This is a genomic window from Morganella sp. HSTU-ASny43, assembly GCF_022819185.1.
GTDB classification, from domain to species: Bacteria; Pseudomonadota; Gammaproteobacteria; order Enterobacterales; family Enterobacteriaceae; genus Morganella; species Morganella morganii.
On sequence record NZ_WSPG01000008.1, the window covers coordinates 14,943 to 40,304 of the forward strand.

At 49.9% G+C, this 25,362-nt stretch carries 23 protein-coding genes; 17 read left to right on the forward strand and 6 right to left on the reverse strand.

Annotated elements, in window-relative coordinates:
* Positions 1-5 precede the first annotated feature (5 nt).
* Together pntB and GN208_RS05925 are read left to right on the forward strand one after the other, a co-directional pair.
* Positions 6-1,397 (forward strand): Re/Si-specific NAD(P)(+) transhydrogenase subunit beta, encoded by a 1,392-nt coding sequence (pntB, locus tag GN208_RS05920; RefSeq protein ID WP_004239384.1) that lies wholly within the window; start codon positions 6-8, stop codon positions 1,395-1,397.
* Positions 1,398-1,475: 78 nt separating this feature from the next.
* Positions 1,476-1,919 (forward strand): hypothetical protein, encoded by a 444-nt coding sequence (locus tag GN208_RS05925; protein WP_004237542.1) that lies wholly within the window; start codon positions 1,476-1,478, stop codon positions 1,917-1,919.
* 58 nt (positions 1,920-1,977) lie between these two features.
* Here the strand turns inward: GN208_RS05925 and uspE are convergent, their stop codons facing one another.
* The gene (gene uspE, locus GN208_RS05930; protein WP_004237543.1) at positions 1,978-2,925 is read right to left on the reverse strand and encodes a universal stress protein UspE; all 948 of its coding nucleotides are present in this window, start codon (positions 2,923-2,925) and stop codon (positions 1,978-1,980) included.
* 143 nt (positions 2,926-3,068) lie between these two features.
* The gene (locus tag GN208_RS05935) at positions 3,069-3,827 is read right to left on the reverse strand and encodes an FNR family transcription factor (protein WP_004237544.1); all 759 of its coding nucleotides are present in this window, start codon (positions 3,825-3,827) and stop codon (positions 3,069-3,071) included.
* 502 nt (positions 3,828-4,329) lie between these two features.
* On the opposite strand from GN208_RS05935, the gene GN208_RS05940 reads away from it, so the two are divergent.
* The 3 genes from GN208_RS05940 to GN208_RS05950 all read left to right on the forward strand — a co-directional run bounded on the left by GN208_RS05940 (position 4,330) and on the right by GN208_RS05950 (position 6,503).
* Complete coding sequence (locus GN208_RS05940; protein ID WP_004237545.1) at positions 4,330-5,340, forward strand: NAD(P)H-quinone oxidoreductase; 1,011 nt, start codon at positions 4,330-4,332, stop codon at positions 5,338-5,340.
* Between the two features lie 241 nt (positions 5,341-5,581).
* Entirely contained in the window at positions 5,582-6,337 is a 756-nt protein-coding gene (locus GN208_RS05945; RefSeq protein WP_004237546.1) for a PadR family transcriptional regulator, read from the forward strand.
* 1 nt (position 6,338) lies between these two features.
* Positions 6,339-6,503 (forward strand): hypothetical protein, encoded by a 165-nt coding sequence (locus GN208_RS05950; RefSeq protein WP_004237547.1) that lies wholly within the window; start codon positions 6,339-6,341, stop codon positions 6,501-6,503.
* A 38-nt stretch (positions 6,504-6,541) separates the two neighbouring features.
* On the opposite strand, the gene GN208_RS05955 is transcribed toward GN208_RS05950, so the two are convergent.
* A complete protein-coding gene (locus tag GN208_RS05955; protein WP_004237548.1) occupies positions 6,542-7,714 on the reverse strand; it encodes a MalY/PatB family protein in 1,173 nt (390 codons plus the stop codon).
* A gap of 50 nt (positions 7,715-7,764) precedes the next feature.
* A complete protein-coding gene (gene malX / locus GN208_RS05960; protein WP_004239373.1) occupies positions 7,765-9,381 on the reverse strand; it encodes a maltose/glucose-specific PTS transporter subunit IIBC in 1,617 nt (538 codons plus the stop codon).
* Positions 9,382-9,576: 195 nt separating this feature from the next.
* Between malX and malI the strand changes: the two genes are divergently transcribed.
* The 9 genes from malI to GN208_RS06005 all read left to right on the forward strand — a co-directional run bounded on the left by malI (position 9,577) and on the right by GN208_RS06005 (position 18,414).
* Positions 9,577-10,605, forward strand: a complete 1,029-nt coding sequence (gene malI / locus GN208_RS05965; RefSeq protein WP_004237550.1) for a Mal regulon transcriptional regulator MalI — start codon at positions 9,577-9,579, stop codon at positions 10,603-10,605.
* Positions 10,606-10,610: 5 nt separating this feature from the next.
* On the forward strand, positions 10,611-11,180 hold the full coding sequence (locus tag GN208_RS05970; protein ID WP_004237551.1) for a hypothetical protein: 570 nt from the start codon (positions 10,611-10,613) through the stop codon (positions 11,178-11,180).
* Between the two features lie 151 nt (positions 11,181-11,331).
* On the forward strand, positions 11,332-12,237 hold the full coding sequence (locus tag GN208_RS05975) for an AEC family transporter (protein WP_004237552.1): 906 nt from the start codon (positions 11,332-11,334) through the stop codon (positions 12,235-12,237).
* A gap of 18 nt (positions 12,238-12,255) precedes the next feature.
* Entirely contained in the window at positions 12,256-12,717 is a 462-nt protein-coding gene (locus GN208_RS05980) for an NUDIX domain-containing protein (protein ID WP_004237553.1), read from the forward strand.
* Positions 12,718-12,834: 117 nt separating this feature from the next.
* Complete coding sequence (locus tag GN208_RS05985; RefSeq protein WP_004237554.1) at positions 12,835-14,082, forward strand: adenosylhomocysteinase; 1,248 nt, start codon at positions 12,835-12,837, stop codon at positions 14,080-14,082.
* A gap of 120 nt (positions 14,083-14,202) precedes the next feature.
* Positions 14,203-14,859: a Crp/Fnr family transcriptional regulator gene (locus GN208_RS05990; RefSeq protein WP_004237555.1), complete on the forward strand. Its 657-nt coding sequence runs from the start codon at positions 14,203-14,205 to the stop codon at positions 14,857-14,859.
* A gap of 69 nt (positions 14,860-14,928) precedes the next feature.
* On the forward strand, positions 14,929-15,954 hold the full coding sequence (locus GN208_RS05995) for an aminotransferase class I/II-fold pyridoxal phosphate-dependent enzyme (protein ID WP_004237556.1): 1,026 nt from the start codon (positions 14,929-14,931) through the stop codon (positions 15,952-15,954).
* Positions 15,955-16,477: 523 nt separating this feature from the next.
* Complete coding sequence (locus GN208_RS06000) at positions 16,478-17,272, forward strand: HEXXH motif-containing putative peptide modification protein (protein WP_225806416.1); 795 nt, start codon at positions 16,478-16,480, stop codon at positions 17,270-17,272.
* Positions 17,272-18,414: an MFS transporter gene (locus GN208_RS06005; RefSeq protein ID WP_004237558.1), complete on the forward strand. Its 1,143-nt coding sequence runs from the start codon at positions 17,272-17,274 to the stop codon at positions 18,412-18,414. Before GN208_RS06000 ends, GN208_RS06005 begins: the two co-directional genes overlap by 1 nt.
* On the opposite strand, the gene GN208_RS06010 is transcribed toward GN208_RS06005, so the two are convergent.
* Both GN208_RS06010 and GN208_RS06015 read right to left on the reverse strand, forming a co-directional pair.
* A complete protein-coding gene (locus GN208_RS06010; RefSeq protein WP_004237561.1) occupies positions 18,405-19,016 on the reverse strand; it encodes a M91 family zinc metallopeptidase in 612 nt (203 codons plus the stop codon). The two genes, GN208_RS06005 and GN208_RS06010, sit on opposite strands and share 10 nt — an antisense overlap.
* 162 nt (positions 19,017-19,178) lie before the next feature.
* Entirely contained in the window at positions 19,179-20,063 is an 885-nt protein-coding gene (locus tag GN208_RS06015; protein ID WP_004237563.1) for a DMT family transporter, read from the reverse strand.
* An 86-nt stretch (positions 20,064-20,149) separates the two neighbouring features.
* On the opposite strand from GN208_RS06015, the gene GN208_RS06020 reads away from it, so the two are divergent.
* The 3 genes from GN208_RS06020 (at position 20,150) to mgtA (ending at position 25,305) form a co-directional block, all read left to right on the forward strand.
* Complete coding sequence (locus tag GN208_RS06020) at positions 20,150-21,487, forward strand: PLP-dependent aminotransferase family protein (RefSeq protein ID WP_004237564.1); 1,338 nt, start codon at positions 20,150-20,152, stop codon at positions 21,485-21,487.
* A 4-nt stretch (positions 21,488-21,491) separates the two neighbouring features.
* Positions 21,492-21,938: a GNAT family N-acetyltransferase gene (locus tag GN208_RS06025; RefSeq protein ID WP_004237565.1), complete on the forward strand. Its 447-nt coding sequence runs from the start codon at positions 21,492-21,494 to the stop codon at positions 21,936-21,938.
* Positions 21,939-22,608: 670 nt separating this feature from the next.
* Positions 22,609-25,305, forward strand: coding sequence for a magnesium-translocating P-type ATPase (mgtA, locus tag GN208_RS06030; RefSeq protein WP_004237566.1), 2,697 nt, complete (start codon positions 22,609-22,611; stop codon positions 25,303-25,305).
* Positions 25,306-25,362: the final 57 nt, after the last annotated feature.

The following is a 25,362-nucleotide window of genomic DNA, read 5'->3' on the forward strand; positions in this document are numbered from 1 at the left end:
TGAATATGTCGGGCGGAGTCGTTACAGCGGCATATATTGTTGCCGCAATCTTATTTATTTTCAGTCTGGCCGGGTTATCCCGCCATGAAACCTCACAACGGGGTAACCTGCTGGGTATTACCGGTATGGCTATCGCGCTGGTTGCCACCATCTTCGGGCCGTATTCTGCCAATATCGGCTGGATTATTGTTGCCATGGTGATTGGTGCGGTAATCGGTATTCGTCTGGCACGTAAAGTCGAAATGACCGAAATGCCGGAGCTGGTTGCTGTTCTGCACAGCTTTGTGGGTCTGGCGGCAGTCCTGGTCGGTTTCAACAGCTATATGGATCACAACCAGGCGCTGACCTCGGCGGTGATGAACAATATTCACCTGACAGAAGTGTTCCTCGGCATCTTTATCGGTGCGGTGACCTTCACCGGTTCTATTGTTGCTTACGGCAAATTATGCGGAAAATTATCCTCCAAACCGCTGATGCTGCCTAACCGCCATAAGCTGAACCTGGCGGCACTGGTGGTGTCCTTCCTGCTGTTATGGACCTTTGTCAAAACCGACAGCACCGGCTTACAGGTCTTCACCCTGATCCTGATGACCGTGATTGCACTGGCTTTCGGCTGGCATCTCGTCGCCTCTATCGGCGGTGCGGATATGCCGGTAGTGGTTTCCATGCTGAACTCCTATTCCGGATGGGCAGCGGCGGCGGCGGGCTTTATGCTCAGCAACGACCTGCTGATTGTCACCGGTGCGCTGGTCGGTTCTTCCGGTGCGATCCTGTCTTACATTATGTGTAAGGCGATGAACCGCTCCTTTATCAGTGTGATTGCCGGTGGTTTCGGTACTGACGGTACGGCATCATCCGGTGATGAAGAGCAGGGCGAACACCGTGAAATCAGTGCGGAAGATGTGGCGGAAATGCTCAAAGGGGCAAGTTCCGTTATCATCACCCCGGGCTACGGTATGGCGGTTGCCCAGGCTCAGTATCCGGTTCACGATATCACTCAGAAACTGCGTGATAAGGGCATCGAAGTCCGTTTTGGTATCCATCCTGTTGCCGGTCGTCTGCCGGGGCACATGAACGTCCTGCTGGCTGAAGCAAAAGTGCCTTACGATATCGTGCTGGAAATGGATGAAATCAATGATGATTTCAAAGACACCGACGTGGTTCTGGTGATCGGCGCGAACGACACCGTTAACCCTGCGGCACTGGAAGATCCGAACAGCCCGATTGCCGGGATGCCGGTTCTGGAAGTGTGGAAAGCGCAGAACGTGATTGTCTTCAAACGTTCGATGAATACCGGTTATGCCGGGGTTCAGAACCCGCTGTTCTTCAAAGAAAACACCCAGATGCTGTTTGGCGATGCCAAAGCCAGCTGTGACGCTATTCTGCGCGCACTGTAATCCGGGTAAAAAAGCATAAAATGCACAAGGCGGGTAAATGCGTTACCCGCCTTTTTTTCACTCAGAGGGCTCAGATTAATGAAAAAAATGATGGCCGTTTCACTCTTTCTCTTTTCTGCCTCCGCATTAGCCATTCCGAATATCTGGACATCCGGTTTCGGCCAGGGGTTTATCGAGTACGGGATCAGTAATGACACCGGCGTGACCGTTGTCGTTGCCTGTAACGTCGGGGCGGACCCGGAGGATTATGAAAATTCAATCGATCACAGTATTGATATTTCGGCCGGTGATCATGAAGTGGAAGGGCAGATTGAATTTCTGATTGACGACGAAGCATATTTTGTACCGGACAGCACCAAACACCGTGCCGGTGCTGCGGCCTGGACCAATCTGACTGAAGCGCTCAGTAAAGCTGCGGAATTTAAGGTTTATTCCGATAATAAATTAGTCGGTGAATTTAAACCGAATAAGAAGAACGTGAAGAAAGTGCTCGGTGACGGGATGTGTGCGCCATTGTTCTGATTATCGCAGAACGCGCAGAAAATTCCCGCAGAAGCCGTGGCCTCTGCGGGAGACAGGATTAATCATCATCACTGGTATCGATCGGACAAACAAAGCCGTCCGGTTTCACCGCCAGCAAATCACACTTCAGATGGTCGATAACATGCTCTGCGGTATTGCCGAGGAACGCGGCAGAAATACCGGTCCGGCCGATAATACCCAGCACCACCACCCCGGCATTCAGTTCACCGCACACTTCCGGGATCACTTTCTCCGGTAATCCCTCATAAACGTGGGTGTACTCTTCGCCGATGGAGAATTGCTGGCGCAGTTCTTTCATGGCGATGAGATGCTGGCCGCGCAGCGCGTTATTGTAAGTATTCGGGTCAAAATCCGGTAATTCGATAGCGATATTGATAGGCGCCACCGGATAAGCACTGACCAGATGGATTGCCGGGTCTTTCACAATCCGTTTTGCGAGATCCTGTGTCAGCGACACCAGTTTGAGATTCAGCGCATCATGGTAGGATTCTTCATTGGACAGGTTCACACCGACCACCACAGAACCCTGTTCCGGCCAGACTTTATCCTTAACCATCCAGACCGGACACGGACATTTGCGCAGAAGCTGCCAGTCCAGCGGGGTGAAAATCAGAGACTCAAACTTATCATTCTGATGCGCCATTTTCAGCAGCAGGTCATGACCACCACTGACAACTTCCCTGATAATCGCCTCATAAGGCCGGTTATGCCATACCACTTTCACTTCGATATCGATGCCGGCTTCCAGATAATAACGCGCCTGCTGTTTGATCCACGCGCAACGCTGGGCAATTACGCCTTTGCGCATAGCATCCCGTTCTTCAGGGGACAACAGGGTGGTCATATCGTATGACAGATCATAGATAGGTAAGAAAGCTTTGATGCGTCCGCCATTGCGTTGCACGATATATACCGCACGCCGTAATGCCGGCTGATCATCCTGATTGGGGTCTATTGCAACTAAGAGGTTCTGATATTCAGACATTCATCTCTCCTCGCGGGGCTGGATACGTATCTATAAAGATAAACCAAACGGGAGCAGGAATGTAGGAAATATTCGCACCAGACCGAAATAAACCGGTCTGATGCGTTTTACGGCAGCCAAAAATGTTGCCGGGGAAGGAATTACTAATCCTGTGGCAGTGCAGGTACTTTACCGGCCAGGGCCGCCAGCTGTTCCATATCTTCGATGGTGATATATTTGCCTTTTACTGCCAGCATTCCGCTCTTCTGGAAACGACCCAGCAGACGGCTGATGGTTTCGACCGTCAGGCCCAGATAGTTACCGATGTCGCCACGGGTCATGGTCAGGCGGAATTCGCGAGGGGAGAAACCGCGCTGCGCAAAACGGCGGGACAGGTTATAAATAAAAGCAGCCAGACGCTCTTCCGCATTCTTTTTGGAGAGCAGCAGGATCATTTCCTGATCACCTTTGATTTCGCCGCTCATCAGGCGCATCATCTGCTGGCGCAGGTTAGGCATTTTACCGGACAGGTCATCCAGGGTCTCATACGGAATCTCACAGACCATGGACGTTTCCAGCGCCTGGGCGAAACTCGGATGCTCGGTATTGATAATGGCATCAAAGCCGACGAGGTCACCGGCAAGATGGAAACCGGTGATCTGCTCATCACCTTCTTCGGTGATGGTGTAGCTCTTGATGGTCCCGGAGCGGATTGCATACAGTGATTTCAGCTCATCTCCGGCTTTAAACAGTGCCTGGCCTTTCTGGATAGGCTTTTTGCGCTCGATGATATTATCGAGCTGATCCAGCTCATGCTCATTGAGCGTGAACGGGATGCAAAGCTGGCTGATGCTGCAATCCTGGCAGTGGATCGCGCAGCCACCTGATTGAATTCTACGTACTACACGTTTTTCCGGGATCATAGGCTTGCTCTTGAAATAATATTGATTTGAATCAATTTTATCACAGACTACCAAAAGTGGTAAGTGGTCTGAGTTTAAATATCGTCATACCGGGCTGAAAACAGGGGCATAATATTGACATATTATGCTTTTTTCGTGATGTCATAATGTGAATTATTTGATTAAACTCTCAATAATCCAGTTTAAAATAACAGAGGGAGGGAATGCAGGTCAATTTCCTGCTCATCAGTATGTTAATAAATGGATTAAATATGAATAACGCGTTCTTTTCACGTTATAAAGTGGTGTGATACATTAAAAAAAATCACAAATAAATAACGAAAAGAAACACGGTCCGGCACAGATAAAAAATATAAAAAAGCAGCAGCCGGACATAATACACCGTCATAAACCTGCAGTGCTATCTTTGATATGCTGCATTATGCTGAAACCGTAATTTGCCTGATTCGTCATAAAACGACAGGTATTACAAAACCGGGACTGTTTAAGTTAAGGAAAAGTAATGATGTCATATGCATTACCTGAATCGATGATGGCAATTGATATTACCCGGCACGGTGGCCCGGAAGTATTACAGGCGATTGAGATGCCGTTGCCGAAGGTACAGGGAGAATACCTGCTGGTTAAAGTCGCCGCAGCCGGTGTCAACCGGCCTGACGTCTTCCAGCGTCAGGGCAGTTACCCGCCGCCGCCGGATGCTTCCCCGATTCCGGGACTGGAAATCGCGGGTGACGTTGTGGCTGTCGGGGAAGACTGCAAACGCCGCCAGGTCGGCGATAAGGTGTGTGCGCTGGTTGCGGGCGGGGGATATGCGGAATATTGCCTGGTTCATGACAGTATCGCGCTGCCGCTGGAAAACCTGAGTTACACGGAAGCGGCAGCCATTCCGGAAAACTTTTTCACCGTGTGGGCGAACGTCTTTCAGACCGGCAAACTGCAGAGTGAAGAGAGTGTGCTTATCCACGGCGGCACCTCCGGTATCGGCAGTGTGGCGATCATGCTGGCGAAAGCTTTTGGTGCCACGGTATACACCACCGTCGGCAGCAGTGAAAAAGCAGAGCTTGCCCGGCAACTGGGCGCCGATCACGTCATTAATTACCGTGAAGAGGATTTTGCACAGGTCATTCCGGAACTGACCGGCGGTCAGGGTGTAAATATGGTTGTTGACCTTATCGGTGGTGATTATGTCAGCAAAAACTATGAGGTTGCGGCTAAAGGCGGGCGGATTATCCAGATTGGCCTGATGCGAGGTAATCCGCAGAACCTGAATCTGATGCCGCTGATGGTAAAACGCCTGCTGCATACCGGTTCGACACTGCGGGCGCGGACGCCGGAAGAGAAGGCGGTGATTGCCCGGGATCTTGCGCATAAAGTCTGGCCGCTGCTGCGGTCAGGAAAGGTCAAGCCACTGGTCAACTATACCTTTAACCTGGCGGATGCGGCACAGGCCCACCAGCTGATGGAGTCCGGCGATTTAACCGGAAAAATTGTTCTGATTAATCCTGACTTCTGATTTTCTTCCTTTATACCTGCACTGTCAGGGTGTTTCGCACCATTTGCTGATTGTGCAGGTCACTTCCTGCTATACTGTGATAGTGATAATCATTCCCGTTAAAAGACAAAAAGTGCTATTTTAGATATATCTAATTTGATCTTTCTATTCCGGGAGACTATAGTAGTTCCTGAAGGCAAAACAGATATATCTAAATTCTGATTTTGCTGATTATCACTATTTATCACAAAAGGAATTTATTATGTTTCTTCATGCGTTACGCCACCGCGCCTGTGATTCACAGGAAGGGCGTCAGCGCCGCGGGGGTCATGGCGGCCGTCACGGGGAACGCCACGGACAAGACGGGCATCGTTGCCACGGCGAACATCACGGTCACGACGAACACCGCAGCCATTGCTGCCATGGTGATCATCACGGACATGACGGACAACACGAACATGGTTGCCACGGTGATCATCATGAGCACCACGAAGGCCACGGTCGTCACCGCGGTCGCGGAAAAGGGCTTCGCCGTCTGCTTGATCATGGTGACCTGCGTATTATGATGCTGGCTAATCTTAACCAGAAACCGAGTCACGGTTATGAGTTAATCAAATCTATCGGTCAGCTGACTTCCGGCCTCTATACACCGAGTCCGGGCGTGATTTACCCGACACTGACCCTGCTCGAAGATCAGCAGCTGATTGTCGCGGAAAACACCGGTAACGGCCGTAAAAGCTACAGCCTGACACCGGAAGGTAAAATGCATCTGGAAGAGAACACCGATGTTCTGGAACAGATTGCACAGCGCCTGCAGGAGACCAAATCTTTCCGCCGTGGTTCTCTGTTATCAGATGAAATCGAGCAGGCTCTGGGGAATTTACGGGCACTGCTGCGCCATAAACTGGTCACCAGTGAACTGGATGAAACCAAGCTCGGGCAGATTGCCGATATTCTTAATGATGCAGTACGGAAAATAGAAGCGGTTAACGACGCTCTGAGTAAAGAAGGGGAATAATATGGCGGAAAACACCACCTCCGGAAAAATCCCGCCGGAAAAGCCGGTTCAGGATGAAAAACAGGAAGCGGTGAACACCGGCAGGCCCGCAGATAAGTCGTGTCCCAGCTTACCGTTTTCCTATTTACGCCGCGCCTTGCGCAATAAGGTCGGCAAACACGAATAACCGGGGCGCAGCGAATGCGCCCGGGTCGTGCAAAAAAATCAGCGTGATTTCAGCGCATTAATTAATTTATCCATGCCTGCGGCGAGTTTATCACGCGGGCATCCGGCATTGAGACGCAAAAATCCGCGTCCTTCCTCTCCGTAGGTATATCCCGGCATGATCGCCACTTTTTCCTGTGTAATCAGTGCATGTTGCAGGGCATTATCATCAACATTCAGCGGGTTCAGATCTATCCACGCCAGATAGGTGGATTCCGGCACCTGCCAGTTCAGCTGCGGAAATTCAGCATCCAGCCGCTGCTTTATATAATCCAGATTAGCAAAGAGATAATCACGCAGCTCATCCAGCCACGGCGCACCTTCCCGGTAGGCGGCGATATGAGCGATAACCGCCAGCACGGCAGGAGAAGAGAGCCCGTCACAGGCTTTCAGCTGATGAAAATAGGCTTCGCGGGAGGCGGTATCTGAAATCAGCCCGTAAGCGCCGGTCAGTGCCGGGATATTGAAGGATTTGGATGCTGAGGTGAATAATGCCCACTCTCCGCGCCCGGTTTCAGACCACGGCGTGTGCTGATGCGGCGCCCGGCACAGATCCATATGAATTTCATCACTGATCACCCGCACATTATGCCGTTCACACAATTCTGCCATGGTGGTCAGTTCTTCGCGGGTCCAGACTTTCCCGGTCGGGTTATGCGGGCTGCACAGCAGCAGAATCCGCGTCTCTGGTTTTGCAAACAGGGATCCCAGTGCATCCATATCGCACCACCAGCCCTCAGGAGTTTTTTGCAGCGGGCAGGGAACAATAGTGCGCTGATTACCGGTGATCGTCTTATAAAATGCATCATACGCCGGGGTATGCACCACCACACCGTCACCGGGCTGTGACCACAGGCGGATCATCTGGCTGACCATGTAAATCACTGATGGCCCGTACACCAGCGCCTGAGTATCAATCTGCGCCTGAAAGCGGGATGAAAACCAGTGTGCAACAGCGCTGAGAAAATCGTTGTGCTGCCAGCGGCTGTAGCCGAACACGCCGTGCGCGGTGCGTTCTGAAATGGCTTTCAGGATCACCGGTGCGGTGACAAAATCCATATCTGAGATAGTAAAAGGCAGTAAATCCGCCTGACCAAAGCGATCCTGCACAAAATCCCATTGCGTGCAGTAAGTGCCGTGGCGGTCAACCGGGACAGAAAAGAGAGAGGACATAGTTTCTCCGTAAAGAAAAACCGCACTGTCAGGCAGTGCGGTGTCAGTTATCAGGCGTTTTGCGGTTCCGGCTGAGCGGAATCAGGCGCGGATTTCATCAGCTTTTCCAGTTCATCTTTGACAGACTGAACCTGCGGGCCGATAACCACCTGTAAGTTATGTTCATTCAGATGGACAACCCCGATCGCCCGCAATGCTTTAAGCTGTGCGTCATCCACTTTGCTCATGTCCTGCACGGACATCCGCAGACGGGTGATACAGTTATCCAGTGAAATAATGTTCTCTTTACCGCCCAGCGCCGCCAGAATAGCCGGAACATCATAGCCGGATTTTCCTGCGGAACTGCCGGTTGCCGGTGCGCTTTCTTTGGTGTCTGTATCGCGGCCCGGGGTTTTGATATTGAAGCGGGTAATGGCGAAACGGAAAATCGCATAGTAAGAAGCGAACCAGATAAAGGCCACCACCGGCACCATATACCACTTGGTCTGGATACCGTGGAGGATCCCGAAGACCACAAAGTCAATCAGGTTACCGTCGGTGTTACCGATAGTGACACCGGTAATCGCCATTACGGTGAAGCCCAGGCCGGTCAGAATTGCGTGGATCAGATACAGGAACGGCGCGACAAACAGGAACAGGAATTCCAGCGGTTCAGTTGTGCCGCCGATAACACAGGCAACCACACCGGAAATCAGTAATCCCTTAATTTTATGACGATTTTCAGGATGAGCACAGTGATACATCGCTAATGCCGCACCCGGCAGGCCGCCGAGGAACGCCGGCATTTTACCCTGAGACAGGAACTGTGTGGCACTGGCCGCAAAGCCCTGGGTTTCCGGGCAGGAGAGCTGCGCCTGGAAAATGGTCAGTGCGCCGTTAACCGTATTGCCGCATACTTCCATGGTGCCGCCCGCTTCAGTAAAGCGGATCAGCGCCACCAGTATGTGATGCAGACCAAACGGCAGTAACAGCCGTTCACCGGAGCCGAAAATCATCGGACCGAAAGCCCCTGCGCTCTGAATCAGTTTGCCTAATCCGTTGATCCCCATAGCAAACCACGGCCAGATCAGCGGAACCAGCAGGCCGCACAGGCCGAGTACAAGAGTGGTGATAATCGGCACAAAACGCGTACCGCCGAAGAACGCCAGGGCATCCGGCAGACGGATGGTATTGAAGCGTTCATGCAGCATATACACAATAATACCGACGATAACCGCACCGAGGATCCCGCTGTCGATTGACTGAATCCCCAGCACATCACGGATGTTGTGGGCTTTCAGGATAGCAGGGTCGGTAGTCGGTAAAATATCAGCGGCAGTGAGGTAAAAGTTAGTGGCGAGGTTAAATACCGCAAAGCCGACAAACCCGGCAAATGCAGCCACGCCTTTGTTTTCACGCGCCAGCCCCAGCGGAATGGCGATAGCAAACATCACCGGCAGGAAACTGAAGGCAAATGAGCCGATTTTGCTCATCCAGGTGAACAGTAACTGGAAGACGGTGTGATCCAGAAACGGCAGCAGTGTCAGTACATCCCGGCTGCTGAGGGAACTGCCGATGCCGAGGATGATCCCGCAGAACGAGAGCAGCGCGACAGGCAGCATAAAGGTTTTGCCAAGTCCCTGGAAAAACTCCCAGAGCGTGACTTTTTGTTTTGGTTGGCTACTCATACGGTATCCTGTAAATGTCAGTGTGGTGTTGTGAAGGTAAAATAAGATAAAACGTTTTACCAAATTATAATAGTTGCCCGATCACAAAAAATAAACATGACCTGGCAACCATATTTCGGAAATAGATAAAACGTTTTATCGGATTTTGTGTAAAATCCCGCGCAGTATCCTGAGCATAAGGAAGTATCCGGCGTTATGAATCTCAGAAAAGTCACGATAGTTGATGTGGCGCAGCAGGCAGGGGTATCCGTGACCACGGTGTCACTGGTGCTCAGCGGAAAAGGGCGGATCTCGCGGAAAACCGCGGATAAAGTCAACGCGGCAATTGAAGAACTGGGGTATGTCCGCAATCAGCAGGCTGCCACATTGCGGGACAATATCTCCAATGTAATCGGCCTGATTGTTAAAGATATTACCGAACCGTTTTATGCGGAAGTCGCTGCCGGTGTCAGTGAATATGCGGAAACACAGGGCAAACAGGTTTTTCTGACTCAGTGCGGCAATTCTTCTGCCGGGTTTGCCCGCTCTCTGGACAGTCTGATCCGCTACGGCGTGGACGGTGTGATTGTCGGTGGCGGTAAATTTCTCACCAATGACGTGGTTGAGCGGATAAATCATTATCAGATCCCGATGGTGTGCGCGGCCCGGGCCAGTGAGTTCTCCGGCATTGATGTTGTCCGCCCGGACAATGCCTCTGCCGCCAGAATGGCAACGGAATACCTGATCAAAAACGGTCACCGCCAGATTGCCTATTTCGGCGGTGAAAGTGATTCTCTCACCCGCGCTGAGCGGGTCGGCGGTTACTGCTCGACACTGGTGCAGTACGGGTTGCCGTTCCGCACCGAATGGATAGTGGAAACGGATAACAAACAGCAGAATATTATCCGCCGGGTATCTGAATTTATGTATCAGTACCCCAAAGTCAGTGCGATTGTCTGCCACAACACCGGTACGGCGCTGGGCGCGTATTTTGCCGCCCTGAGCACCGGTAACACGGTCAGACAGGGGGATAACGAAAGTTATTTCACTCAGGAAATCGCCCTGGTGGGGTTTGATGATATCGGCAGTGAAGCACTGTATGACATCCCGGTGGCCTTTATCACCCAGCCATCGCGGGATGTGGGCCGCAGTGCCGCAACGCGTCTGCTGCGGCGTATTGGTGGTGATAGCTCGCCGCCTGCAAGCGTGACACTGTCACCCGGATTTTCCCAGCTAAACGGATAACGACGATGCAAAAAATACTCTCCGGACTGCTATTCCTGACGCTGCCTGCGTTTTCCGCACCGGCGGAAGATTTGGATTTGCTGCCGGTTCAGGATCGCAACCAATTATTTGCGGACGCGGGGAACCGTACCGGTGTTGCCCGTAAAACCAGAGACGTTCTCGCCCGTCCGGCGGTGCCCGGTGAAATCGTAGTGACCCTTATCCGGGGTGAAGGGGAAGAAACCCGTTCAAAACCGGCGGAAGCCGGGGATTGGGTGGTACAGAACATCTGTGACGCTACCGGCAATGAAGAAATTCTGGTGAAAAAAACGGCGTTTACACGCCGTTACGGCAGTGCACTGACACCGTCTGACAGCGGCAACCGGCAGCGTTTCCGGCCGCAGGGAGAGCCGATGGATTATCTGGTGATCACGCAGGAAAAACCGTTTGTGATTATTGCGCCGTGGGGTGAAAAACAGCGGGTTATGAAAGGGGATGTGCTGCTGCGCTCGCGACAGGATCCGCAGGACAGTTACCGTATTCAGAAAGCGGCATTTGACTGCACTTATCAGGTGATTACGTCTGCCGGGGGCTAACATATAGCCCCGGCAAAACGTAGTGCGTTTTATGCGCTGCGGCAGATAAAATGTAAAAACGAGATCAGCGATACAAAACCGGCGTTGCTGCTCGCGTAACCTGTTGTTCCTGTTATGATGCGGGAATACGTTTCTTGCCGGATTTCCGCTGATGTTCGCAATTCTGATGACATTATGGCCGCTGTTTGCGCTGATTTTGCTCGGCTGCATTCTGAAGCGGCGGCCGGTTTTCGATGCCGGGTTTTGGAACGGCGCGGAAAAGCTGAACTACTATATCTTATTTCCGGCGCTGCTTATCAACAGCCTCGCCGTTGCTCCGCTGGATAACCCGCAACTGCCGAAACTGGCAATCGCACTGGTAATTATGCTCGGGCTGGCCACCGCAGCATTTGCGGTGGTAAAACGTCTGCGCGGAATACCAACGGCAGAATTCGGCGTACTGCTGCAGGGCGCGATCCGCTTTAATACCTATCTCGGGCTATCCATCGTCAATGATTTTTACGGCCCGTCCGGTGTGGCGGTGGCGGCGGTGATCCTCGCGGTACTGGTTCCGCTGTGTAATATCATTTCCGTGGTTGCGTTATCTGAATTTCGGCAGTTATCGCTGCGCCGCCTGTTGTTACCCATTCTGACAAACCCGCTGATTATTTCCTGTATTATCGGGATGCTCCTGAATGTCACCGGTGCCGGTCTTCCGTATAACACCGGTCAGTTTGCCAGATTGCTGGCCGGTGCCAGTCTGCCGCTGGGGCTGCTCTGTGTTGGGGCGGCATTGCAGGTGGCGACTATCCGCTATTCCGCACTGAAAATCAGCCTTAACAGCCTTGTCCGCCTGTGTGTTATGCCATTGCTGGCGATTGCTGTGGCGACCGTGATGGGATTAACCCAACTGGAATATCAGCTGTTTGTGATCTTTTTTGCTATTCCGACCGCACCGACCGCCTATATTTTATCGCGTCAGCTCGGCGGTGACAGTCAGCTGATGGCCGGGATTATCACGTTTCAGACCATGGTGGCAGTGTTGACTCTGCCGGTGGTTCTGACCATGATCACCTGAATAACCTGAGAAAAAATAATGACGTCTGTTATCAAACATTTTACCGCTTCCGGTCTGGTCAGTGACAGCCACGGCCGTTTTCTGCTCCATCGCCATCCGAAGCTCGGTATCTGGCTGCCGCCCGGCGGGCATATTGAGGAAAATGAAGAGCCGCAGGATGCTGTACTGCGTGAAATTCACGAAGAAACCGGACTGGAATGCCGGATTATCAGCTGGGATACACAGGCGCAGCAATTTATCACACCACTGCCGGAAACCGGCGTGCTGCCATTGCCGATGGCGATCCTGAAAGAGTTTATCCCGGACAAGAAAACCGGCGATCACTGGCATATTGATATGGTGTACTGGTGCCGTCCGGTGGATGAAACCGCCGTACCACATCCGGACTTTCAGTGGATGACGCCGGAGGAGATCCTTAAAACAGACAATGTCCCGCAGGATGTCTGCGGCCTGATTGCTATGGTGCAGGCGCGCCGCTGAACAAAGCTTTCACCCGGCTGTCTTTTTTTTCTGATTCAGGGCAAATGCCCTGGAGACCCCCGCAACCTCCGGTTACTGTGGCTCATCCCGTTATAAAAGCCGTATGCAGGAGTTGCCATGGTTACCAGTATTTATAAAGATCTCTCCTTAGCACCACAGGGTGAGCAAAAAATTGCCTGGGTTCGCGCCCATATGCCGCTGCTGCGTGCACTGGAACAGCGTTTCACACAAGAACAGCCGTTTGCCGGAAAACGCATTGCGCTCTCTATTCACCTGGAAGCCAAAACTGCCTATCTGGCACGGGTTCTGGCAGCTGGCGGTGCTGAAGTGTCCGTCACCGGCAGCAACCCGATGTCCACCAAAGACGATATTGTGGCCGCACTGGTTGTCAGCGGTATTCATACGTTTGCCATCCACGGCGCGGATGCGGAAGCTTACCGCAACTTTGTAAAACAGACTCTGGCTTGTGAACCGCACATTGTTATTGATGACGGTGGTGACCTGGTGCATGAACTGCACAGTCTGTATCCGGAATATGCAAAACACACGATCGGTGCCTGTGAAGAGACCACCACCGGTGTTCTGCGTGCAGTTGCCCGTGAAAAAAACAACGCACTGAATTTCCCGGTGCTGTCGATTAACGGTGCACAATCCAAACACCTGTTTGATAACCGCTACGGTACCGGACAATCCACTTTTGACGGCATTATGCGCACCACCAATCTGGTTATTGCCGGAAAAACCGTGGTTGTTGCCGGTTACGGCTGGTGCGGCAAAGGCTGTGCCATGCGGGCGAAAGGGCTGGGCGCGGAAGTGATTGTCACAGAAGTGGATCCGATAAAAGCCCTGGAAGCGAAAATGGATGGTTTTGCGGTCATGACCATGTCTGCCGCAGCACCACTGGGTGATATTTTTATCACCGCCACCGGCTGCTGTGACGTGCTGACATCCGGGCATTTCAGCCTGATGAAAGAGGGTGCCATTATCAGTAATACCGGGCACTTTGAGGATGAAATCAATCTGACCGATCTTCAGCAGTTAAGTGACAGTGTCACAATTGCCCGCGAGAATATCGAAGGTTATACCCTGAAAAATGGCCGCACACTCTATCTGCTGGGCCGTGGTGCATTGGTTAATATTGCCTGTGCGGACGGGCATCCGGCAGAAATTATGGACATGAGTTTTGCTCTTCAGGCACTCAGTGCCGAGTATCTGCTCAGCCATGAGCTTGAAGCAAAAGTCTATGATGTCAGTGATGAAATCGACCGTGAAGTGGCGGCACTGAAGCTACAGGATATGGGTGTTTCACTTGATAATCTGACCACCAGACAGCAGCAGTATCTGAACGGCTACGAGCTGAAGTAATCTGACAGACGGGCTGCCGGCAATCCGCAGCCCGTCAAAACCGGTGTTTACCGGTTCAAACCTGTTGTTAACCATGCTAACGTTTACCCACTGATTATCCCGTCCTGACAGATACGGCACATGCAAAATACAACCCCGTTTCGTGAATTATGGCTGAAATTCAGCGAAGAAGAGCTGCTGCCGGAGGCAGACAGCCTGCTCCGTGATGCACCGGATGTTGTCAGAAACAGTGTAACCACACTGCATATTTATAACGGACAGAATCTGATTTGCCAGGGCGACCCGGCTCAGGCGGTCTACATCATTCTGGACGGCGAGTTTATTGTTAACAAGCAGGCGGAGAATGGTAAGCAGGTCGGACTGACATTCTGCTACCGTGGTGAATTCCTCGGGGAGATGGAGGCGATTTGCCGGCAGGCATACCGTTATGATGTGATTGCGCTGTCAGACTGCCGTGTACTGCGGATGCCGGCGGCTACATTTCTGTCCTGGCTGTCACAGGATCACCGCCTGTCTCTGCTGCTTAACCGCCAGCTGGCAAAGCGCTGTCTTATCAACGGTGAACAGCGGCTGATGAATGCGGTTGATTCCATCGAAAACAATCTGCTCTATATGCTGACACAAATCAGCGGCCATCAGATCCATCTTCCCCGTGACATGCTGGCCAGCATTCTCGGCACATCGCGGCGTCATACTGACAAAGTTCTGCTTCGCCTGAAAACACAGGGAAAAATTACCCTCAGTGAAGGTGTGATCGGGCTGGTAAAACCGGACTGAACTGCGATCCGTGCCATTGTGCGCCGGTAAGTATAAGCATAGTATTACTGCACACTATCGGAGGAGCATATGTACCGTTTTCAGAATGATTATAATGAAGTTGCACATCCGGCTGTTTTAAAAGCCATTACTGACACAGCAGGCCACCGCCATGACGGTTATGGCACGGATACTTTATGCGGTGATGCCGCAGCGCTGATTAAACAGCGGATTGGTCAGCCGCAGGCTGATATCCACTTCTTTAACGGCGGCACGATTACTAACCTGACGGCGATTTCCCATTTTCTGCGTCCGCATCAGGCAGTGATCTCCGTCAGCACCGGCCATATTGCCACCCATGAAACCGGGGCAATTGAAGCGACCGGACACAAAGTCATCACTGTTTTTTCCCCGGATGGCAAACTGACACCCGATCATCTTAAACCGGTCATTGCCGAACATAATGATGAGCACTGGGTACAGCCGAAGCTGGTCTATATCACTAATTCCACCGAGATCGGCACGGTTTACCGCAAAGCAGAATTACAGGCACTGCGTCGTTTCTGTGATGAGCACGGGTTATGGCTCTATCTTGACGGGGCCCGTCTCGCATCCGGATTAATGTCCGCACAAAGTGATCTGACAATTGAGGATATCGCGGCACTGACAGATGCGTTCTATATCGGCGGTACCAAAATCGGTGCGATCGCGGCGGAAGCTCTGGTGATCAATAATCCGGCGCTGAAAGATGATTTCCGGTTCAGTATCAAACAGAAGGGCGCGCTTCAGGCAAAAGGCTGGCTGCTTGGTGCACAGTTCCTGGCGCTGTTTACTGACGATCTCTATTTCTCATTAGGCAAACACCTCAACAGCATGGCCGGCCAACTGGCGGCATTCTTTACGGAGCAGGGTTTTACCTTCTTGGCACCGCCGGAATCCAACCAGGTCTTTGTTATTCTGCCTTCTGCACTGGCAGAAAAGCTGAAAAAACAGTTTGTTTTCCATGAAACGCTGCTGCAGGAACCGGGAAAATCCTGTCTGCGTCTGTGCACCTCGTGGGCAACCACACAGCATGATATCGATGACTTTAAAAAGACATTTTTGTCACTGATCTGAGTGCCCGGATAATTTCCGTATTGATAAAACCACGCGGTGAAAACACAGCGTGGTTTTTTTATACTTCATATTATGGCAATTATTTATTTCATCATTATTCCTGCTTATTTCCGTGATACTGATTCAGAAAAATAATACTGACTAAAAAAAGTGTTTTTTAATCGTTATTTTTATTCTAGGGTTTAACAGCAATCTGAGTGCACAGTACATCTATTCATATAATCTGTTATTAATAAGGAAGTGAAATAATGAAAAAATTAGACAAAAGTAAATTACTGAAAATAAAATCACCATTATCAGGATGGTCATTCAGTAAATAATAAATACACTAACTAATTGATAAACCATGTCTGTCAATCCGGACATGGTTTATCCGTCTGACGGAAGCTGTTATATGATAAATCTGACTTTTCCTGATTATAAACATCAGTATGCTTATCAGTATTTTTCTGATGAAGTCTATGAATCACTTAATTACTTATTATCCTATTATCATTTACCCGAAATAAGCTCGGAAGTTCCGTTGTCATGGCAAAATTGCGCTATTCATTATATCGCCGGTAAATATGCGGAAGATGATGAACATGCGGAGGCGGTAACTTACCTCAATCAGTTGATGCGAAAAAGAACACCGTTATCACTGACTATCTCGCCACTGACATCTGCTGGTCATTCATTAGCAGAAAAGATGATCCTGAAAATTATCCGTGACGATAAACAACTTGGTTTCGGCTATTGTGATGATCCGGTACTGGCAGCAGCGGAAACGGAAAAAATAACACAGGCATTATCCGTTATTCATCGCTGCGCGCCGGAAACCGGCAATGAAATTGACCGGTTTATCCATCAGATATACCTGACTCAGGAAACCGCAGACGGCTCCCGCTTTATGCGTTCCGGTACCAATTTCTATATGTGGGGAATGATGTTTGCTTATGTTCATCCGTCACATTCGGTCGCGTATTATATTGATATTCTGGCACATGAATGCGGCCATACGGCACTGAATATTCTCAATGCGGGGGATCCGCTGGTACTTAACCCTGCTGACGAGGTCTTTGCCGCGCCACTGCGTGATGACGACCGGCCGATGATCGGTATTTTTCATGCTTTGTTTGTATTATCTCGGATATGTTATGTATTTTCTGAAATTATCCGTAACAGTGACGGTATACCAGAGCCGGAATATTATGACCGGCTGAGCAGTAATCTGGAAAAGCTTCGTAATACCGCCGATATTGTCAGGCAACATGCCATACTGACAGAAACAGGAAAAAATATTTTCACGGCTATCTGTCAGCGCTGGAACCTCAGCTGATGCAGATTTACCGGGTGATTTTTGAACGGAAAAGCAGGGCGATTAATATCTGCTTTTTCTTTAATGCGCTGGGCTCCGGGTTATTGATGCCGCTGGCATTACTTTATTTTGCCGGGAAAACACTCAGTGAAAAAGAAATTCTGTATCTAGGCACGATTAAATTCTGGTCATTTTCACTGGCCTATTTTTTTATTATTCCGCTGATAAGCCGGTTTGACAGCAGAAAAACCATTGTTTTTTCACTATTACTTAAATTACTGTCACTGTCATTTTTATTTATCGGACAAACATTTTACCTGTGTCTTGTGGTGATGCTGGCAAACGGTATTGCTACCTCCGTATTTTCAGTAGCAGCAAAATACTATATTAAAGCCACCGCGGAAAATATCAGCGAAAGTTTTTCAGTCCGGATGACGCTGAATAATACGGGTGCTGCTGTTGCACCGGTACTCATTACACTGTGTGTCTTTTTTTCACTGCCTTTTACGTACGCATTACTGATTCTGACCGGAATTTTCATGATTGGTATTCTCTTCTCAGCAAAACTGCGTTCTTGTCCCAGTGAAGAGGGAAAACGTTTTTGTTACCTCCATTTTTCTGATCTCACCGGCAGAGACACCGTTCTGATCTCTGTGGTCAGCATTATTTTTGCCATGCTGTATTACAGTTTTGAAGTCATTGTGCCGCTGGAACTTATCCGGTCCGGCACTGAGTATCTGATAGGACCGGTTTTGTTGTTTAATACCCTGGTTATTATCGCAGGGCAAATCCCGGTATACCGTTACTTCACGGAGAAGTGGGGTATTATTACCGCGCTTATGGCGGCAACCGGTTTATGCATTTTTTTGTTTATTCCGTGGTTCTCCGGTATTGCAGAACTTCCCGGTCTGTTACTGATGGTGCTGGGCGTCACTCTGCTGGAAATGTTTTACGGTGCGGGTATCGATACATTGATTACACTGGCGGATTCGCCCCGTAAAATTGCGGTTCTCGACGGTATCTCGGGCATTTCACTGGCAATCGGTGCGGCAATGACAGCGGCGGTTTACAGCGATTCGATACTGTTTTTACCGCTGGTTATTGCGCTGTATCTGGTTGTCGCCGGTATACTGGCATCGCGAAAGGGAGTGGGTTACCAGTGAATTCTCAGCGGAACACCTATTTCTGCACGAAAAGTATTTTCAGAGATAGTTTCTGATGTAAAAGGACCGAAGCCAATGGTTCTGGCTTCTTCTTCCCAATAAGGATAACGGATACTTTCAGGGGAATCAGCAGGAATGATGTGTATACATTCACCTTGCAGATAATGGAGTACATGTACTAATTCATGATACAAAACAGATGCGTGAAATTGTTTTTCACTCAGACCTTCGCTGTTCCGTTGATCTGCCAGATCAAAATGACAATGCAAATCAGCGCCTGTACCCCGGCCATTTCCTGAATCTTTGACACGATGAGGAATAGTGGCAAGTTCTGATGATGTGAGATATACCACCAGCTTTTCTGATTTAAATTGCAACAGTGTTTCAATACAATTAAGCAGTATGCGACCGGAATCAGTGCTGTTAATTAAATCTATCGCACCATTAAAACGTAAAAACTGAATGAAGTTACTGTCCTTAAATATGAGATTTTCACAGTATCGGATCAGGCTGACATCAGAAGTTTTCCTGCATTCCGCTAAATTATCCGGTGAAAACGAAATATCCGGTGCCGGGGATGCTGTAACAGAACCCAGTTTCATAAAATCTCCATGTAAAATTAATGGTCAGCGGGATATTGTTATATTCTGTCAGCTCTCAGGATAACGCAGACAAAATACATAACTTTCAATAAATGCACCGTACGGCCATTAATATTCCGGAAATAGCCAGCCCGGCAGATACCGGGCACAACATGGTTTTCCTCACCGGGAAAACCGCTTTGAACCGGCAACACAGGCAATCACACCACAGGTTGACGCAACCATTACGGAGCTGACGGTTTCATTCAGTAACCACGCGGAAAGCACCAGCCCAAAAAATGGTTGTAACAGTTGTAGTTGGCTGACACCGGTAATACCGCCTTCCGCCAGGCCGCGATACCAGAAGAAAAAACCAATCAGCATGCTGAATAACGAAACGTAAATCAGTCCGCCCCAGGCCTGTGCCGGTATGCCGCTGAATGTCACCGGCAGGAAAACAATACTGAGAATCAGCATCAGCGGCAGAGAAAGCACCAATGCCCAGCAAATCACCTGCCAACTGCCGAGTGGCCGGGAAAGGCGGGCACCTTCCGCGTAACCCAATCCGCACAGCAACACGGCCGCTACCATATACAAATCCCCGGTCAGGGTGCTTTTTCCGCCCTGAAATAAAGCAAACCCCATCACAAACAAGCTGCCGAGGACAGAAAAAAGCCAGAACGCCGGGCGCGGACGCTCATTGCTGCGCAGTACACCAAACAGTGCCGTCGCCAGCGGCAACAATCCCAGATACACAATCGAGTGCGCCGAACTGACATACTGAAGAGCAAGGGCTGTCAGCAGCGGAAACCCGACGACGACACCCGCCGCCACAACGATCAGCGACAACAGATACTTCGCAGCAGGCAAACGCTGGCGCAGAACGGCCAGAATGAGAAGAGCGGCAATACCGGCAATCGCAGCGCGGGCGGTTGTCAGAAAATCCGGTGCGAAGCCGGTGATACCAGCCTTGGTGGCGGGCAGGGAGCCGCTGAAAATCAGCACGCCGATAAAACCGTTGATCCAGCCGCGTGTTGAGCGGGAAACTGTTGTTATTGCATTATCCATCCTGTACTCCGTTAATTACGTCTTGTTATTACAGAGAGTAATGCGGATAATTATGACAATCAAAAAATTGTCATGGATACATTTGTATGGCAACACCGCGTTATAAACAGTACGTCGATACCCTTGCTGCCCGTATCCGTAACGGTGAACTGGCGGCCGGAACACAATTGCCTACTCATCGTGCTTTTGCGGCTCAGGAAGGGCTGTCATTAGTGACAGCGTCACGTGTGTATCAGGAACTGATCAATCAGGGGCTGGTCAGTGGTGAAACCGGACGGGGAACATTTGTCAGAGATATCAGTTTATTACCGGTTACCGGTATTGAATGTGATGTCACTCCGGCAATGTATGACCTTAACTTTATCTATCCGGAAGTCACGGAACAGACCGCATTACTGCGCCACACGCTGCGCCGGTTATCCATGAGCGGCGATCTGGAAAGTCTGCTGCATTATCTGCCTCACGCCGGGCGGCATCAGGAGAGGGTTGTTGTTGCTGATCACCTGAAGTTGCGTGGTTTTTCTGCCGTTGACCCGGATACTGTTGTCATGGTCAGCGGAGCCCAGCACGGTCTGGCTTCCATTGTTCTGAGCATGTTCAGCCCCGGTGATGTAATTGCGGCGGATGCACTGACTTATCCCGGGTTTAAAGCACTGGCACAAACCTGTCATATCGAATTGGTTCCGGTGCCGGTTACCCCGGAAGGCCCGGATTTGGCAGCGCTGGCACAATTATGCCGCCAGCGGAAAATCCGCGGCTATTTCACCATGCCGACACTGCATAATCCGCTCGGCTGGGTGATGGATCTGACATCCCGCAGGAAACTGATAAACCTTGCCCGGGAAAACAGATTTTTTCTGATAGAAGACGGCTCTTATGCTTTTCTGCAGAAACCAGCACCGGCTCCGCTGGCAGAACTGGCGCCGGATATCACATTTTATGTCACCGGATTTTCCAAAAATATCGCCACCGGCTTGCGGGTCGGATTAATTGTTGCTCCTCCGGAATATATTGCTGAGCTGGAAAAAATTATCCGCATCACTACCTGGAATACACCAGCACTGATGACCGGTATTGTCCGTGAGTGGCTGGAGCAGGGCGAAGCCGAAAAACTGGAACAGAAAAAGCGCCGCGATGCCAAAGCCCGGCAAAAAATTGTCAGCCGGATTTTTGCTGATTTACCCCATATCGCACATCCGGCCGGCTATTTTTTGTGGATCCCGTTACCGGAAAATGTACGCTGCGATGCGGTTATCAGCCGCCTGAGAGCGGCCAATATTGCCGTCAGCCCGGCGGAATCTTATGCCGTCACCCGCGATATCCCGCAGGCTATCCGTGTGGCGGTCAGCACACTGCCGTATGATGACCTGGAATCCGCGCTGATGACGGTCAGAGACACCATTACCTATCTGATGGATTTATGATGTTATGAAAAGCATTCACGAATGGCATGACCGGCACTATACCGTAACAACAGATATCACCAGGCTGGATATCGGTAAAATTCATGACTATCTGACGCATTCCGCATGGGCGGAAGGGATCAGCCGGGAGTTGGTTAATGAAAGTATATTGAACAGCCTGTGTTTCGGGTTATTTGCCGGTACAGAACAAATCGGTTTTGCACGGGTTGTCACCGATGGGGCCACATTCGGGTATCTCTGTGATGTTTATATTATCGGGGAATATCAGAAACAAGGACTCGGCCGCTGGCTGATGGAGTGCTGTCAGTCACATCCGGTGATGAACCGGCTGAGACGCATTATGCTGGTCACATCGTCAGCCCCGTGGTTATATGAAAAATCGGGTTACAGCCCGGTCAACCGGGAAAATTATATCTGGCAGATTGTCAGACCGGATATTTATAAACAGTGAAAAGGGATACTGTTTTATCGTATATACGCTGTTAAATCAGTGTGTTGTTTAATTAAATAATACTATTATATATATTGTTTTCCCCTCAGAGAAAACGATTTACTTTGTGATTTTACGGGAATATACTTCATGTGTTTATTTCTTGCGGAGAACACGTAATTGGACAGTCATAGATTATTTATCAAAATACATTGATCCTGCCGGTAATTCTGTTTTCCTCTGACTGCCGGCAGTAATACTGCGGCAGTACCTCCCTCTGTAAATGGTACTTCCTTATTTAATTTCGCTTATCTTTCACGGGATAGGCCCGAAAGGACGGATTTATCATGAATCTCTATATGCTGGCGTTATTCCCTCCTAACTGATTATTTTTCGGTTAATTCAATTTAAATTGCCATGCTTGTGCACCGTATCTTGCTATTCCGTTTATTCAGAACGGAAGGGACATGGCTTTTTATTAAAAAATTCACAGTACGTATTCATTTATGAATAAGCGTACAGGCTATCTTTTGCTGATAAGGAATATATGGACACACCACCCGGACCCGGAAATATATCATTTCCCGGGCTGTCCGTTATCATGACAGTTATTTAAATTAACTATTAAATCAGACAGTCCGGTGAAAAATAAATGACTCAGTTTATCTGAGGAAATAAAAGGAATCGTACCATGACTGTCAACGTTAACCGCACTGTCACTCCGGCTGTGCGCGATAATAATACTTTCCCTGCGGCGGTATATGCTGCAAAAACACCAGACGAAACATTAGCAGAATTACATTCTGATATGCTGGGGCTGGATGAAATTGATGCCCTTGACCGCCTGATAGAACATCAGGAAAACGTGGTGGCACATGACAAAGCACCTCCCGCGTTTATTCAGTTTATTTCCGCATTTCATAATCCGTTTATTTATGTATTGCTGGCGCTGGCCGTTATCAGCTTTATGACGGATTATCTGATCCCCCTGCAACAGGGCGAAGACACTGACCTCACCGGTGTACTGATCATCGGAACGATGGTTTTTCTGAGTGTGGTACTGCGTTTCTGGCAGGAATACCGGACCAACAAAGCCGCAGAAGCCCTGAAATCACTGGTAAAAACCACTGCCACAGTACTCCGGCGTAAAAAAGGACGATCTGTCCGGGCAGAACTGCCGGTAAAATGTCTGGTTCCGGGGGATATAGTAGTTCTGAGCGCCGGGGATATGATACCGGCGGACTTGCGGCTGCTTCGTTCCCGTGATCTTTTTATCAGCCAGGCCATTCTGACCGGGGAATCGGTTCCGGTGGAAAAATATGATACCCAGGGAGATATCCATGAAAAAGATGCCGCAACGATAACAGAAAACGGTCAGTCACTGACGGAATCCGGCAATATCTGCCTGATGGGCACCAATGTGGCCAGTGGCACGGCACTGGGTGTTGTGGTGGCAACCGGTGACAAAACCTATTTTGGCTCACTGGCAAAATCCATTGTCGGGACTCGCTCACAAACTTCATTCGATCGCGGGGTGAATAGTGTCAGTATCCTGCTGATTCGCTTTATGTTGGTGATGGTGCCGGTTGTCCTGCTGATTAACGGATTTACCAAAGGCGACTGGTTTGATGCCACGCTCTTTGCACTTGCTGTCGCAGTCGGGTTAACCCCGGAAATGCTGCCGATGATTGTCAGTTCGAACCTGGCAAAAGGTGCAATTGCAATGTCGCGGCGAAAAGTTATCGTTAAACGGCTGAATGCAATACAAAATTTTGGTGCGATGGATATCCTGTGCACGGATAAAACAGGAACGCTGACACAGGACAATATTATCCTCGAGCATCATCTTGATACGGAGGGTAATACCGATGAAGCCATACTGGGACTGGCGTGGCTGAACAGCTTTCACCAGAGCGGCACACGTAACCTGATGGATCAGGCGATCATCCGTTTCGGGCGCGGCAAAGCCGAAACAGAATCTCTGCACAGTTATCAGAAAATTGACGAACTGCCGTTTGATTTTGTCCGCAGACGTCTGTCTGTATCAGTAAGAAAACCGGATGGTACCGCCTTGCTTATCTGTAAAGGTGCGGCGGAAGAGATGCTGGCGTGCTGTTCTCTGATCCGGACCGGAAATCATATTTCTCCTGCGGATGATGAGAAAAAACAGGCCATTATGGCGCTGGTCAATCATTACAATGAGACCGGATTCAGAGTACTGCTGCTCGCAGAGCGGGTTCTGGATAGCAAAGAGCAGGGATTGCCGCTCTCCGCAGACAGTGAACAAAATATGATTTTATGTGGAATTCTGACCTTCCTGGATCCGCCGAAAGACAGTGCGGCAAAAGCTCTTAAAGCACTGAAGCATAACGGGGTAACCGTAAAAGTACTGACCGGGGACAATGCGGTTGTCACAGCAAAAATCTGTCGTGAAGTCGGGCTGGATGCCTCGATGAGTATCAGTGGTGATCAATTGGCGCTCCTCGGTGATGAGGAACTGAAACAGGTGGCGCAAACACACACTATTTTCTGCAAACTGACGCCGCTGCAAAAATCAGCCCTGGTCAGGATTTTGCAATCCGCCGGACATACCGTTGGTTTTCTCGGGGACGGCATTAATGACGCGCCGGCATTACGGGACGCGGATGTCGGAATTTCCGTGGACAGCGGAACGGATATCGCCAAAGAATCCGCGGATATTATCCTGCTGGAAAAAGATCTGATGGTTCTGGAGGAGGGTGTCATTAAAGGGCGCGAGACATTCGGTAATATTATTAAATACCTGAATATGACCGCCAGCTCTAACTTCGGTAATGTATTTTCTGTTCTTATCGCCAGTGCCTTTATTCCGTTCCTGCCGATGCTGGCCATTCAGTTACTGATTCAGAACCTGCTTTATGATATGTCTCAGCTTGCGCTGCCGTGGGATAAAATGGATAAAGAATTCCTGCGCAAACCCCGTAAATGGGATGCGGGCAATATCCGGCGCTTTATGATCTGGATTGGCCCGACATCGTCTGTATTTGATATCACCACCTTTGCATTATTATGGTTTGTTTTCGGGGCAAACAGTCCGGACAGTCAGGTTTTATTCCATTCCGGCTGGTTTGTTGAGGGGTTATTATCACAAACGCTGGTCGTGCATATGCTGAGAACACAACGGATCCCGTTTATTCAGAGCACAGCAACACTGCCGGTATTATTGGTTACCGGGATTGTTATGGCCATCGGGATCTGGCTGCCGTTTTCACCAATCGGAAGTTATATCGGGCTTGAGCCGTTACCGTGGGAATATTTCCCGTGGCTTGCTGCTACGCTGGTCAGCTATTGCGGTCTGGCACAAATCATGAAGGGTATTTATATCCGCCGTTTCGGAATGTGGCTGTAAGTTAAGATATGTTGTACCTGTTATTCAGCTGATTTTTACTGAATAATAGGTACAATC

Coding starts and splice junctions, on each gene's coding strand:
- pntB (WP_004239384.1), top strand. CDS start 6: ATGTCGGGCGGAGTCGTTACAGCGGCATATATTGTTGCCGCAATCTTA.
- GN208_RS05925 (WP_004237542.1), top strand. CDS start 1,476: ATGAAAAAAATGATGGCCGTTTCACTCTTTCTCTTTTCTGCCTCCGCA.
- uspE (WP_004237543.1), bottom strand. CDS start 2,925: ATGTCTGAATATCAGAACCTCTTAGTTGCAATAGACCCCAATCAGGAT.
- GN208_RS05935 (WP_004237544.1), bottom strand. CDS start 3,827: ATGATCCCGGAAAAACGTGTAGTACGTAGAATTCAATCAGGTGGCTGC.
- GN208_RS05940 (WP_004237545.1), top strand. CDS start 4,330: ATGATGTCATATGCATTACCTGAATCGATGATGGCAATTGATATTACC.
- GN208_RS05945 (WP_004237546.1), top strand. CDS start 5,582: ATGTTTCTTCATGCGTTACGCCACCGCGCCTGTGATTCACAGGAAGGG.
- GN208_RS05950 (WP_004237547.1), top strand. CDS start 6,339: ATGGCGGAAAACACCACCTCCGGAAAAATCCCGCCGGAAAAGCCGGTT.
- GN208_RS05955 (WP_004237548.1), bottom strand. CDS start 7,714: ATGTCCTCTCTCTTTTCTGTCCCGGTTGACCGCCACGGCACTTACTGC.
- malX (WP_004239373.1), bottom strand. CDS start 9,381: ATGAGTAGCCAACCAAAACAAAAAGTCACGCTCTGGGAGTTTTTCCAG.
- malI (WP_004237550.1), top strand. CDS start 9,577: ATGAATCTCAGAAAAGTCACGATAGTTGATGTGGCGCAGCAGGCAGGG.
- GN208_RS05970 (WP_004237551.1), top strand. CDS start 10,611: ATGCAAAAAATACTCTCCGGACTGCTATTCCTGACGCTGCCTGCGTTT.
- GN208_RS05975 (WP_004237552.1), top strand. CDS start 11,332: ATGTTCGCAATTCTGATGACATTATGGCCGCTGTTTGCGCTGATTTTG.
- GN208_RS05980 (WP_004237553.1), top strand. CDS start 12,256: ATGACGTCTGTTATCAAACATTTTACCGCTTCCGGTCTGGTCAGTGAC.
- GN208_RS05985 (WP_004237554.1), top strand. CDS start 12,835: ATGGTTACCAGTATTTATAAAGATCTCTCCTTAGCACCACAGGGTGAG.
- GN208_RS05990 (WP_004237555.1), top strand. CDS start 14,203: ATGCAAAATACAACCCCGTTTCGTGAATTATGGCTGAAATTCAGCGAA.
- GN208_RS05995 (WP_004237556.1), top strand. CDS start 14,929: ATGTACCGTTTTCAGAATGATTATAATGAAGTTGCACATCCGGCTGTT.
- GN208_RS06005 (WP_004237558.1), top strand. CDS start 17,272: ATGCAGATTTACCGGGTGATTTTTGAACGGAAAAGCAGGGCGATTAAT.
- GN208_RS06010 (WP_004237561.1), bottom strand. CDS start 19,016: ATGAAACTGGGTTCTGTTACAGCATCCCCGGCACCGGATATTTCGTTT.
- GN208_RS06015 (WP_004237563.1), bottom strand. CDS start 20,063: ATGGATAATGCAATAACAACAGTTTCCCGCTCAACACGCGGCTGGATC.
- GN208_RS06020 (WP_004237564.1), top strand. CDS start 20,150: ATGGCAACACCGCGTTATAAACAGTACGTCGATACCCTTGCTGCCCGT.
- GN208_RS06025 (WP_004237565.1), top strand. CDS start 21,492: ATGAAAAGCATTCACGAATGGCATGACCGGCACTATACCGTAACAACA.
- mgtA (WP_004237566.1), top strand. CDS start 22,609: ATGACTGTCAACGTTAACCGCACTGTCACTCCGGCTGTGCGCGATAAT.